Consider the following 12,834-nt stretch of genomic DNA (forward strand, 5'->3'; position numbering starts at 1 on the left):
TGTTTGGTTATGGGTATAATGGAAGAAGAACTTTACACTGTGCGTTTAGGAGGTTTCTATGACTAATGTAACCAATCCTTCAAATAACAAATACGGTACCAGCTCACGGTATTCAAATCGTAATCTATTGTCAGGTTTCCTGTTTGGACTAGGGCTTGTTGCTTTTATTGATGAGACGGTTTTCCATCAATTACTCGGTTGGCATCATTTTTACGATCAATCTACAATGAAGATTGGACTTATTTCTGATGGCATTTTCCATGCTTTTAGCTGGTTTGCAACAATTGGAGGATTGTTTATGTTTGCTGATCTTCGCCGCCGAAACGAATTCCATTTCTTGAACTGGTGGGGAGGAATATTAACTGGTGCAGGAATATTCCAGTTATATGACGGAATTATTCATCACAAGGTGATGCGTCTTCATCAGATTAGATATGTGGAGAATATCATTGTCTACGACATTGTTTGGAACATATTAGCTGTTTTACTGATCATAGCTGGTCTCCTCCTTCTTGCTCGCTCAAAGCGCCATTATCAACAACCAGTGGAGAAGGTGGATTAGAATGGATAATCATCATTTGCAGCATGCTGATACTTTTCTCTTTGAGCTGGTGATAGGTATCATTCTTATTATGGCACTTTCTCTATATATTGGTGCTGCCATCCTATCGAACCGGCGAAGGCATTTAAGAAGGTGGCCTTTCATCCGCTATGTTTTCTGGATTTCAGGAATTATTTGCGTTGGGTTGTCCATGATCGGACCTTTGGCCAATCGTGCGCACATTGATTTCAATGCACACATGGCTGGTCATTTACTTCTTGGTATGCTGGCACCACTTCTGTTAGTACTTGCTGCCCCTGTAACTCTTCTTCTAAGAACACTTCATGTATCTGCAGCACGTCGCCTTACAGTTCTATTAAGATCTTGGCCTTTACGCCTAATTAGTCACCCTGTAGTCGCTTCTGTGCTAAATATTGGCGGTCTATGGGTGCTATATACAACTGAATTATACAGGATGATGCAACATAACTTCTTATTACATTTGGTCATTCATTTACACGTTTTCTTAGCAGGGTATGTTTTTACAGGGTCAATCCTTTACATTGAGCCAATTGCACATCGATTTAGTTTTGTCTATCGCTCGGTCGTACTGGTACTTGCTTTAGCAGGACATGCCATTCTATCCAAATACATTTATATCGAGCCACCCGCTGGAGTAACGAAAACACAAGCTGAAACAGGTGGGATGCTAATGTATTATGGTGGAGATCTTATTGACATTGTTTTAATTTTCATTCTTTGTATGCAATGGTATAAGTTTACCCGGCCGCAAGCAGCACTTTCACTAAGCAAAAGCTGCACCTAAAACAGATTCCACCGTATGGGTCAGCAGAAATTATCCAATGTAATAAAACCAGTATAAGCATTTGCTCCATACTGGTTTGGTATTAATGATTACCTATCTTCATTCCTAATGAAAAGCTACTTTAATTCCTGATCAATGGTGCCCTCAAAATAATCATCACTTACTTGCTCATGCGTTTCCGCCAGCCCTCTTTCTAATTGTGTTTTCCCTTTATAATCTGACGGCTCATAATTCTTTTCAGCTACCCTGTTTTTTTCCGTTTGACTTGATAAATTTGTTTGAGACCCTTTATTTAAGTCGGAGTTGCCATCTAATATTTGCTTAAAATCATATTCCTTATCAATACCTGAAAACCGCTTGTAGTCGTCAGGTCTGTCTGTTCCTTTTTTATCTGCCACACTATACACCTCCCAATCTTTAGAGCATTATTTGCCTTTTTTCGCGCCATCAGTATGATGCTTTTTTGCCTTATTATCCATGAACGCTGACTCCGTTTCATGATCTTTTCTTATCTGTTCAATACTTGAATTTTTAATTCCTTTTTTAGCCATTATTTCACCCCTTTTCTAGAAGATATAACTTTTCTTATTCTGTCTAATTGATAACGATTTACTCATTTTTCAATAATGTTTTTTTCATACTACTAACAAAAACCTTTGTTTGAATGGATATAGTGCGGGTATAAGTAATTGTAAGTAAACTTTCAAAGGAGTGATAGCTGAAATGAGTAATAATAAAGGCTTAAGCGATAAAGTTAAGGGCAATGTTAATAAAGTTAAGGGAGAAGCTAAAGACCAGATCGGAAACGCAGTAGGCAATTCCAAAATATTAACAGAAGGGAAAAAAGATAAGTTAAAAGGACAGTGGCAAGAAGAAGTTGGAAACAAGAAAGACAAAAATGAAAATCATAATGGTTAAATGGAAAATATATAAGAATCCATTTTGGATGAAATCAACCGAAATGGATTCTTTTATATTTAGATAGCTTTTTATACATGATTTTTTTCTTTCATATGGGTAAAAGTAATGATAGACAGTTCAACTATGTTTATATGAGGAGTATGTAATAATGATTACTTTTGATAATGTGACAAAGCAATTTCCAGATGGGACCACTGCAGTAGATCAAGTAAATTTTTCTATTAAAGAGGGAGAATTATTTGTGCTCATCGGTCCTAGTGGTTGTGGCAAAACAACTACTTTAAAAATGATGAACCGATTGATTCCCTTAACGGAAGGGACGATTTTTGTAGATAAAAGAAGGATCAGTGATTACAATATTCATGAATTACGCTGGAATATCGGCTATGTTCTTCAACAGATTGCCCTTTTTCCACATATGACAATTGAGGAAAATATAGCAATAGTTCCTGAAATGAAAAAATGGGAACCAAACGACATAAAAAAACGTGTTACAACATTATTAGAAATGGTGGGACTTGATCCTAATACATACCGAAATCGCACGCCTAATGAACTATCAGGAGGGCAACAACAACGTATTGGAGTGGTACGCGCCCTTGCTGCTGATCCTGACATCATTTTAATGGATGAACCGTTCAGTGCATTAGATCCTATCAGTCGTGATAAGCTTCAAGATGATATCATAGAATTGCAAAAACAAATTAACAAAACCATTGTATTTGTGACACATGACATCCAGGAGGCATTAAAGTTAGCGGATCGCATTTGCTTAATGAGAAACGGAAAAGTAGTGCAAATAGGAACCCCTCATGATTTTATCACTAATCCCGCTAATTCATTCGTTCAGGATTTTCTGAATTCTTCCAAAACTTTTGGTGACGACTTTGATTTAGAAAAGCTCGTTTACCCCCTATCTGAAACTCCATCATTGAATGAACCGGTTATTGATATAAACACCCCATTAGAAAAGGTCCTGGAACTGTTATCAGAGAAGGAAGAGGTATTAGTACAATCAAAGGGAACATTCATTGGTAAATTAGATCGACAGGTATTGGTGAAATATTTTGCTGCATCGATGAAAGAAGGTGGGGGATAACATGTCTCATTTATTTAGTGTTTTTAAAAATAGACAAGATCAGTTATGGCAAGCATTGTTGGAACACATTCAAATTTCTTTTATCGCATTGCTTTTTGCTGTAGTTATATCCATACCATTGGGGATTTACTTAACAAAAAGAGAGAAAATTGCCGAACCGATTATAGGGATTACTGCAGTGTTACAAACGATTCCTTCATTAGCTTTACTCGGTTTATTTATACCATTATTCGGGATAGGTAAGATACCTGCTATCATTGCCTTAATCTTATATGCCTTACTGCCTGTTTTACGAAATACATATACTGGCATCAAAGAAGTTGACGCCTCCTTAATTGAAGCTGCTACGGCAATGGGAATGAACACATCGAGACGTTTAATAAAAGTAGAGTTGCCACTAGCAATGCCTGTTATTATGGCAGGTATACGAACATCCATGGTTCTAATTGTTGGAACTGCCACCCTTGCAGCATTAATTGGGGCAGGCGGTTTAGGTGATATAATTTTATTAGGTATTGACCGTAATAATACATCATTGATCATATTGGGTGCTATTCCAGCAGCTTTATTAGCGATATTCTTTGATTGGCTATTAAGAAAGATGGAGAAGTTCTCATTTAAAAAGTCCATTATAACAATAAGTTCCATTGCCGTTATTTCATTATTGTTTATCATTGTTCCAACTTTAGTAAATAACGAAGAAAAGACAATTGTAATTGGCGGGAAATTAGGAACCGAGCCTGAAATTTTGATTAATATGTACAAACTGTTAATTGAGGAGAATACCAATTTAGAAGTGGAGCTAGAACCAGGGTTAGGAAAGACCTCCTTTTTGTTTCATGCATTGCAATCAGGAAGTATCGATATTTACCCTGAATTTACTGGTACCGCATTATCCCAATTTTTAAATGAGTCAGCATCAAGCAATAATGAAGAGGATGTATATAATCAGGCACGTGAAGGCTTATTAGAAGAATTTAATTTACATTTCTTACAACCGATGGAATATAATAATACCTACACCTTAGCTGTTCCGGAGAATTTTGCTGAAAAATACAATTTATCATTGATCTCCGATTTACAAGCAGTGGAAAATGAGATAAAGGCTGGCTTTACATTGGAATTTTCTGACCGCGAAGACGGTTACTTAGGCATTCAAAGATTATATGAATTAAACTTTCCAAGTGTAACAACGATGGAACCTCAATTGCGATATGCAGCAATTGAAGAAGGGGATATTAATCTTGTAGATGCATATTCGACAGATAGTGAATTGAGAAGATACAACTTACGGGTACTAGAAGATGATAAAAACTTATTCCCACCATATCAGGGGGCCCCTCTCTTACGTACAGAGACTCTTGAGGAATACCCGGAGTTAGAAGATATACTAAACCAGCTTGCTGGTAAGATCAGTGATGATCAAATGAGAGAAATGAACTATCAAGTAGCAGAAGGAGGAGCAAGCGCCAGAGAAATTGCTCAATTATTTCTGGAAGAAGAAGGGTTGATAGAGGATTGACATAGCCATTCCTTAATGGATTTATCTACGTTGACCCAGATGATGGAAATGGAACATTAAATCGTTCTAAAAAAGATTCATTTGATTGCTATAAAAAGGTTATTGCTACGAATGGGGAAGAATTATAATTGAAGGAAGAGCGGTACCCAACTAGGGTGTCGCATTTTTTAAGACAATAGAATGGTTCAATCATGGGAAAGAGGCTCCATTCTCCCTATCATTTACGTTCGTATCTCTTAATACTGCCTTATGTATAGCTTGCTTAATTTAAAAATTAGTAAATCGTATTTCTTTATTTGTGCTATCTAATATCGCACTTCCACCTATCGGAAACGTAATAACAGGCTGTGTATGCCCAAAATCTGCCTCATATATTACTGGTATGGATTTTAACACAAGATGTTTATCTAAAATAAAAAGCAATTGTTCTTCTGTCATCTTAGAAGCACGTTGAAACCTTCCAATTACAAGGCCCTTAATGCTTTGTATGTTCTGAAACAAGGAACATAAATCTCTGGAAAATGTTTCCGGTGTGGACATTTCATCATCTTCTATAAACAAAATCCGATCTTCTAGGTTAGGCATATATGATGTCCCTTGCAGCAAATTAATTGTACATAAATTGCCGCCAAATAGCTGTCCTTCTGCATACCCTCCATTATATGTTTTCCATTCAACATCATGAAACTGCCGCTTTTCTTGATCTAAGAACCAGGCGTCATCACTCCAATAATCAGAAGGCGAAATTTCGTATGGATGACTTTGCATCAAACATTTTTTAAAATAGTCTGTTTGGTATTCTTGTAACATATCCATCTGGAAGCTTGAAAAATGCGGACCTGAATAGGTAATAATTCCTGTTTTTACTGTGATTGCTGTTCCAATTGCAGTTATGTCGCTATATCCGCAAAAAACTTTTGGATTTTGACGGATACATTCATAGTCAATGTATGGTAACAATTCATTACTGTTAAAACCACCAATAACTGTTAATATTCCTTTAACATCAGGATCGGTAAATGCAATATGCAAATCTTCTAATCTATGCTTAATCGAAGAAGAGTTTTGAATATCACACTCAAAAATGTGTTCAGCAAAAGAAACCTTAAACCCCATCTTCACCAATCGCTTTTTCGCCGTTTGGATACCCTCTTCTGATAAGATACTTGCACTTCTGCTTGGTGCTATGATTCTTATTTCATCTCCTGCTTTTAATTTATTCGGAATAATCAACTTTGTCATCTCATTTCTTTTAATCATATAGGGATCGCGTTTGTTTTGATTTTTATTCTATCATACTAAATATTCATATATTTGCTAATCTGTTCATACATTCACTCTGTTTTAGTGTATAATTTATAACATAAACAATAGTTTGTAAGAAAATCTGAGTATCTATATATGTTAACAGAAAGAGAGTGTTCATAATGGGTCGTAAATGGAATAATATTAAAGAAAAAAAAGCAGCAAAGGATAAAAATACAAGTCGTATTTATGCAAAATTCGGTCGTGAAATATATGTGGCCGCAAAACAAGGGGAGCCTAATCCAGAATCTAACCAAGCGCTGAAGATTGTTTTAGAACGGGCGAAAACATACAATGTACCAAAGTCCATCATTGATCGCGCCATTGAAAAAGCAAAAGGCGGGGATGAAGAAAACTATGATGAATTACGTTATGAAGGTTTCGGACCAAGTGGATCAATGATCATTGTGGATACATTAACTAATAACGTCAATCGTACAGCAGCAGATGTCCGCGCTGCCTTCAATAAGAATGGCGGAAATATGGGCACAAACGGCTCGGTATCGTATATGTTCGATAATACTGCTGTCTTTGGAATGGAAGATATGTCTGCTGATGAAGTACTAGAAATCTTATTGGAAGCTGATGTTGATGCTCGTGACCTTATCGAAGAAGATAATGTTGTCATTGTCTATGCTGAACCTGACCAGTTCCACGCTGTACAAGAAGCTTTTAAAGAAAAAGGAATAACTGAATTTACGGTTGCAGAACTGACTATGCTTTCACAGAATGATGTTACATTATCACAAGATGACCAAGAGCAATTCGAAAAGCTGATTGATGCGTTAGAAGATTTAGAAGATGTTCAACAAGTCTATCACAATGTAGAATTGTAATAATAGATAAAAGAAGAAACATTTGCCTTATGTCTCCTTTTTAGGCTGAAAATCAATAGTCTTCTAGTTGCAACGTAACTAGAAGGCTTTTTTGTTTGAAAGACAAAAGTAGACAATTAAACTTGTTTTCAATTGAGAATGAAATGTATACAATGGTTATTAAAGGAGTGATCGCAAATGAAATATCTTGATACATGGGACCTGGATGCCATTTTCCCCGGAGGTACGAAATCAGAAGAATTACAAGCTAAATTAAAGGAAGTCCAACAGCAGATTAGCGAATACCAATCTTTATTGAATAACTGGGATTACAAACAACCAGTTGATGCTTTGAAAACCATTCTTAAGAAACGTGAGACCATCGAAAAAGGATTAGCACAATCCTCCACTTTCGTTCAAATGTGGCATGATGCATATATGAACGATGAGCATGCGAATGTGGTGAAGGGTCAAATTATGGATCTTTATAGCGACATTCAAAAACTATCCAACATCTTTTCAACAAAATTAGTTGCAATTCCGAGTGAAAGTTGGAGTAATTTATTGGCTGATGAAGATTTAAGCAAAGTATCTTTCGTGTTAGATGAAATCCGTGATGAAGGGAAGCGCCTGCTATCTAAAGAAGAAGAAGAACTAATTGCAGAGCTAAATACAGACGGGCTTGCCGCATGGAGCAATTTATATGACACAGTCGTTTCCATAATGACTATCCCATTTACTGACAATGAAGGGGAAACTGCGGAACTATCTGTAGGACAAGCGATGAACCGGATGTATGCTGATCCTGACCCTAATGTGAGAAAACAGTTATTTGAAAATTGGGAAGCTGCATGGGCGAAGAATGGCCCTATTTTTGCCGATACATTAAATCATTTAGATGGATATCGAATGACACTGCAAAAGAAACATCGCTATCAAAACCACCTGGAAGAACCATTAGAATACAATCGTATGACTGAAGGCTCGCTAAACGCGATGTGGACTGCTGTTACAAATAATAAGCAAGCCTTTATTGATTTTATCAATCAAAAGGCAAAACTGCTCGGGATGGACAAACTCGGCTGGCAGGATGTTGATGCTCCCGTAGCATTAGGCGATGTAAAGCCAACACGATTTACATATGAGGAAGCTTGTGATTTTGTTATTGATAATTTTGCATCCTTTGGTCCTAAATTAGCGGAATTTGCCAGACATGCACTAGAAAACCGGTGGGTAGAAGCGGAGGATAGGCCGAATAAACGCCCTGGCGGCTATTGTACTAGTCTTCCAGAGATTAATGAATCCCGCATTTTTATGACATTTACTGGCTCATCAGCTGATACAAGTACATTAGCACACGAATTAGGACATGCTTTTCACACCCATGTCATGAAAGATCTCCCATCATTAAATCGTAACTATGCGATGAATGTTGCAGAAACAGCCAGCACATTTGCTGAAACAATTATTGCGAATGCAACTATCGCTAACGCACAATCTGATAAAGAGAAGATATCACTATTAAACACGAAACTGGAAAATGCGACTGCCATGTTTATGAACATTCATGCACGTTTCTTATTTGAAAATGCATTTTATGAAGAACGCGCAAAAGGAATTGTTACTGAAAAAAGACTAAATGAGTTAATGGTCGATGCACAGAAGGAAGCTTATGGAGATAGTTTGGCTAGCTATCATCCACATTTTTGGTGCAGCAAACTGCACTTCTTTATTGATGATGTGCCATTTTATAACTTCCCATATACGTTTGGATTCTTGTTCAGCTTAGGGATTTATGCCAAATACTTAAAAAATCCAGAAGGTTTTGAGGAAAAGTATATCGACTTACTGAGAGATACTGGTTCCATGAAGGTAGAAGATCTTGCTGAAAAGCACCTTGGTGTAGATATAACAAAAGAAGATTTTTGGGCGGCCGGTATTCAATTAATGGCAGAGGATGTTGAAGAGTTTATTCAGCTAACAAATAAAGCAATGACTTAGTTTTCCATACTAAGAATAAAACAATTATTATTAAAATGAAGAACCGCATGGCATTTTCCATGCGGCCATTTCTTTTTCCCATAATTAGCTACTATAAAACAAATCGTATTTTTTTTCCGATAATAAATGATATAAATTGAAAGTTAAAGGGAGTTTATTATGAGCATTTTCGCAAAAAAAGAGAAAGTGGCATTATATTCTAAGGGTAGTTGGTAAGGCTGGTTCAAAAACAGCAAAATTAGCAGATGATTTAAATCAAACAATGCATAGCTATTAAAAACTCCATCAAATCCGATAAACAGTCAGGAAGGATCGTGCAGGAAAATGGCGCTGCAATAATTTTAGGGGAATAGGAAATTAAGGAGAGTGATCCTCTCCCATTTAAACACTTAAGTAGCGATATACTTCTTCATCTTCTACTTTATCTATTGGATTTTTATATACCACAGAACCGTGGTCAATAACATATAAATAATCTGCTACACTTTTGGCAAAATTCAAATTCTGTTCTACAAGTATCATCGATGTAGCGGATGTTTTTTTAATATCAACAATCACGTTTTGAATTAATTGAACAATATTCGGCTGAATTCCTTCTGTCGGCTCATCCAATAGCAAGAAAGATGGATTTGATACTAATGCACGAGCGATAGCTAGCTGTTGCTGCTGACCACCACTTAAATCACCGCCATTCCGCTTTGCAAAGTCTTTAAGTATCGGAAAATAATCATAAATTTTTTCATCTATCCTTTTTTCATTGCCAGCTTCGAGGCCAATCAGCAGGTTTTCATAAACGGTCATTTTCGGAAATATCTCTCTTCCTTGTGGTACATAGCCAATTCCTTTCTGAGCACGTATAGAGGAACGAGTCTTGGTTATGTCTTCATCCTGATAATGGATTGACCCATTTTTCGATTGCAGAATACCGATGATCGTTTTTAATAAAGTAGACTTCCCTACCCCATTTCTCCCCATCACACAAATGACCTGGTTCTTATCAACTTCTATATCGATATTCCGGATCACCATACTTTCTTCATAACCAGCTTCCAGTCCCTTAATTGACAACATTCTCCTCAACCTTTCTGCCTAGATATACTTCCCTGACCTTCGGATCATTTTGTACTTCTTCCATACTCCCTTCAAAGAGTAATTGTCCCTCATGCATGACAGAAACAATATCTGCATATTCCTTCACAAAATCCATATCATGCTCTACGATTAATACCGCTCGGTTCTCTGCAATTTTCGTTATCAATTCCCCTGTTTTGTCCCGTTCTTTTTTTGACATCCCTGCAATCGGCTCATCTAGTAATACAATATCTGGTTCCTGCATTAATACCATTGCAATCTCCAGCCACTGCTTCTGACCGTGGGCAAGAGAACCAGCCATTTGATTCTGCACACCTATCAACCCGACTAATTCAAGCATTTCATTTACCTTTTCTTTCTGTTCATTCGTCCAATTAGCCTTAATCATCGAAAACAGATTCTTTTTTTGCTTCATGGCAATTTCCAGGTTATCGATAACCGTTAAATTTTGAAAAATAGATGGAGCCTGAAATTTTCGAGAAATACCTTGATGAACAATTTTGTCTTCCGTTAATTTAGATAATTCTTTTGTTTCCTGCAATTTTATTTCTCCTGTGGTCGCTTTTGTTTTCCCACAAATGACATCAAGCAAAGTCGTTTTCCCGGCTCCATTTGGTCCAATTACAAAATGCACGGAATTTGGCTGAACTGCAAAATCTAACTGATTAATTGCTTTAAACCCACTAAAGTCAACTATAACTTCTTTCAACTTCAACACTGCTTGTGACATCTTGTTTTTTCCTCCGATCGCCCCATTTTTCAAATAAACCTGTTAATCCTTTTGGCAGAAAGACAACGACAAGTACGAACAAAAACCCTAAGAAATAAGTCCAAATCTCCGGATATGACTCACTAAAGCCTGTTTTCGCCGCATTGACAAGCACTGCTCCAATAATAGGACCGATTAATGTCCCCCGTCCCCCTAATGCAACCCATAGGACCATTTCAATCGATGGAATGATTCCAATCATTGTCGGTGAGATAATTCCGACTTGCAGAACGAATAACATACCCGCAAGCCCGGCAATCGCTGCTGACAGGGTGTAGATAAACGTTTTATAAGCAGATGGACTGTAACCAAGAAACCGCATGCGGTTCTCACCATCTCGTATCCCGACAAGTATCTTACCAAACCTGCCCTTAATTAGCTTGCGGGAAAAGAAAAATACAAGTCCTAAGACCACTACAGTAATTAAATAAAAAGTTGTCTGAGTTGAAGCTGAACTTACTTGAAAACCAAACAATGTCTTAAAATTAGTCAATCCGCTTGTACCGCCAGTTAAGTTTTGGCTACCAATGAATAATGTTACAACTACCAGTACAAGGGCTTGAGACAAGATTGTAAAATAAACACCGCTTATCCGATTCCGGAAAGTCAAGTAACCGAGAAAAAAGGCAACCATTGCAGGCAGTAATACTCCGAGCAGGATAGCGACAATTGGATATTGGAATGGTAACCATATAAGAGGTAACTCACTCATCCCGCTCCATGCCATGAAATCTGGTATTTTCCCACCGGTCGCTTCCAGTTTTAGATACATTGCCATACAATAAGCACCTAACCCAAAAAATATTCCATGTCCTAAACTTAGGACTCCTGTATACCCCCACAATAAATCTAAACCAATGGCTAGAATAGCAAAAGCTAAGAACTTACCGAGTAAATTCAAACGAAAGTCTGACATAAAAAGTGGAGCAGCCAATAACAACAGAAAAATCAAACTAAAAATGATTCTTTTACTATATAGTTTTTGATAAATCGTATTTTGCATGATTCTACGCTCCTAATTTATTAATCTAATGATCTTGAACGTGACATAACAAGTCCAGATGGCCGCCATTGCAAGAATGCGATTATGACAATAAATATTAGCACCTTACCTAGTGTTGCGTTTGTCACATATTCAAAAACTGTATTCAACATACCTATTCCAAATGCCCCTGAAACTGCTCCGAATAGTGCACCAACTCCACCAACAACAACCACCATAAAAGCATCAATAATATAACTTGTTCCTATTGTTGGACCTATTGCACCTAGTAATGTTAAGGCACAGCCTGCAACACCGGCGAACCCAGAACCAATAGCGAAAGTCATCATATCTACTTTCCTTGTTGAAACACCCAGACATTCAGCCATTTGCCTATTTTGCATGACTGCTCTTATTCTTCTTCCACTTGCTGTACGATAAAAATAATAGAATATACTGAGTAAGCAGACGACCGATAATCCTAAAATAAACAATCTCGAATATGGCAATATTAATGCGCCTACTTCCAACCCCCCAGATAAAAAGGACGGACTTTTCACCCCTACGTTCGGTGCACCGAAAATTGACCTTGCTGTTTGTTGCAGAATAAGTCCAACACCCCATGTAGCTAGTAAACTATCTAACGGGCGCTTGTACAGATGGCGAATTAACGATACTTCTAACAGCATTCCTACCCCTGCCGCAACGATAAGTGCAACCGGAATGGAAACAATAAAATACAAATCAAAGTATTGTGGCGGGGCATAATTGATAAATATATTTTGAATAACATATGTGATATAAGCACCAACCATGATTAATTCACCGTGCGCCATATTAATTACATTCATTAAACCAAATGTAATTGCAAGCCCTAATGCAATCAATAGCAGGATCGAACCAAGACTTATTCCATTAAATAAGGTTAATATGATTTCATTCAATCCAAACAATCCTTTCC

The 12,834-nt window shown here is 37.1% G+C and carries 14 protein-coding genes; 7 read left to right on the top strand and 7 right to left on the bottom strand.

All coding sequences use genetic code 11. The annotated features are described in order from the left end of the window. Window positions 1-58: 58 nt before the first annotated feature. The gene (locus tag ACFOY7_RS04175) at window positions 59-562 is read left to right on the top strand and encodes a DUF2243 domain-containing protein (RefSeq protein WP_390249695.1); all 504 of its coding nucleotides are present in this window, start codon (window positions 59-61) and stop codon (window positions 560-562) included. Window position 563: 1 nt separating this feature from the next. Further along, the gene (locus ACFOY7_RS04180) at window positions 564-1,367 is read left to right on the top strand and encodes a cytochrome c oxidase assembly protein (RefSeq protein WP_390249697.1); all 804 of its coding nucleotides are present in this window, start codon (window positions 564-566) and stop codon (window positions 1,365-1,367) included. A gap of 116 nt (window positions 1,368-1,483) precedes the next feature. Here ACFOY7_RS04180 and ACFOY7_RS04185 read toward each other — a convergent pair whose 3' ends face one another. Together ACFOY7_RS04185 and ACFOY7_RS04190 are read right to left on the bottom strand one after the other, a co-directional pair. Continuing rightward, the gene (locus tag ACFOY7_RS04185; RefSeq protein ID WP_390249699.1) at window positions 1,484-1,765 is read right to left on the bottom strand and encodes a YozQ family protein; all 282 of its coding nucleotides are present in this window, start codon (window positions 1,763-1,765) and stop codon (window positions 1,484-1,486) included. A gap of 27 nt (window positions 1,766-1,792) precedes the next feature. Further along, window positions 1,793-1,918 (bottom strand): biofilm-forming protein, encoded by a 126-nt coding sequence (locus tag ACFOY7_RS04190; protein WP_390249701.1) that lies wholly within the window; start codon window positions 1,916-1,918, stop codon window positions 1,793-1,795. A gap of 172 nt (window positions 1,919-2,090) precedes the next feature. Between ACFOY7_RS04190 and ACFOY7_RS04195 the strand changes: the two genes are divergently transcribed. The 3 genes from ACFOY7_RS04195 to opuFB all read left to right on the top strand — a co-directional run bounded on the left by ACFOY7_RS04195 (window position 2,091) and on the right by opuFB (window position 4,909). Further along, a complete protein-coding gene (locus ACFOY7_RS04195; protein ID WP_390249703.1) occupies window positions 2,091-2,285 on the top strand; it encodes a CsbD family protein in 195 nt (64 codons plus the stop codon). Between the two features lie 151 nt (window positions 2,286-2,436). Then, a complete protein-coding gene (locus ACFOY7_RS04200; protein ID WP_390249705.1) occupies window positions 2,437-3,387 on the top strand; it encodes an ABC transporter ATP-binding protein in 951 nt (316 codons plus the stop codon). A gap of 1 nt (window position 3,388) precedes the next feature. Then, entirely contained in the window at window positions 3,389-4,909 is a 1,521-nt protein-coding gene (gene opuFB, locus ACFOY7_RS04205; RefSeq protein ID WP_390249708.1) for an osmoprotectant update ABC transporter permease/substrate-binding subunit OpuFB, read from the top strand. A gap of 267 nt (window positions 4,910-5,176) precedes the next feature. Here opuFB and ACFOY7_RS04210 read toward each other — a convergent pair whose 3' ends face one another. Beyond that, entirely contained in the window at window positions 5,177-6,142 is a 966-nt protein-coding gene (locus ACFOY7_RS04210) for a S66 family peptidase (protein ID WP_390249770.1), read from the bottom strand. A 194-nt stretch (window positions 6,143-6,336) separates the two neighbouring features. On the opposite strand from ACFOY7_RS04210, the gene ACFOY7_RS04215 reads away from it, so the two are divergent. Both ACFOY7_RS04215 and ACFOY7_RS04220 read left to right on the top strand, forming a co-directional pair. Beyond that, on the top strand, window positions 6,337-7,050 hold the full coding sequence (locus ACFOY7_RS04215; RefSeq protein WP_390249710.1) for a YebC/PmpR family DNA-binding transcriptional regulator: 714 nt from the start codon (window positions 6,337-6,339) through the stop codon (window positions 7,048-7,050). 177 nt (window positions 7,051-7,227) lie between these two features. After that, entirely contained in the window at window positions 7,228-9,030 is a 1,803-nt protein-coding gene (locus tag ACFOY7_RS04220; RefSeq protein WP_390249712.1) for a M3 family oligoendopeptidase, read from the top strand. A 381-nt stretch (window positions 9,031-9,411) separates the two neighbouring features. Here ACFOY7_RS04220 and urtE read toward each other — a convergent pair whose 3' ends face one another. From urtE to urtB, 4 genes are read right to left on the bottom strand one after another with little or no spacing between them, the layout of a single operon-like run. After that, window positions 9,412-10,101, bottom strand: coding sequence for an urea ABC transporter ATP-binding subunit UrtE (gene urtE / locus ACFOY7_RS04225; protein WP_390249714.1), 690 nt, complete (start codon window positions 10,099-10,101; stop codon window positions 9,412-9,414). Continuing rightward, entirely contained in the window at window positions 10,088-10,852 is a 765-nt protein-coding gene (gene urtD, locus ACFOY7_RS04230) for an urea ABC transporter ATP-binding protein UrtD (protein ID WP_390249716.1), read from the bottom strand. The genes urtE and urtD overlap by 14 nt, the downstream gene beginning before the upstream one ends. Then, on the bottom strand, window positions 10,812-11,894 hold the full coding sequence (gene urtC / locus ACFOY7_RS04235) for an urea ABC transporter permease subunit UrtC (protein ID WP_390249718.1): 1,083 nt from the start codon (window positions 11,892-11,894) through the stop codon (window positions 10,812-10,814). The genes urtD and urtC overlap by 41 nt, the downstream gene beginning before the upstream one ends. A gap of 20 nt (window positions 11,895-11,914) precedes the next feature. Continuing rightward, window positions 11,915-12,817: an urea ABC transporter permease subunit UrtB gene (gene urtB, locus ACFOY7_RS04240; protein WP_390249720.1), complete on the bottom strand. Its 903-nt coding sequence runs from the start codon at window positions 12,815-12,817 to the stop codon at window positions 11,915-11,917. Window positions 12,818-12,834 lie beyond the last annotated feature (17 nt).

Source organism: Gracilibacillus xinjiangensis (assembly GCF_042651765.1).
Classification (GTDB): Bacteria; Bacillota; Bacilli; order Bacillales; family Amphibacillaceae; genus Gracilibacillus; species Gracilibacillus xinjiangensis.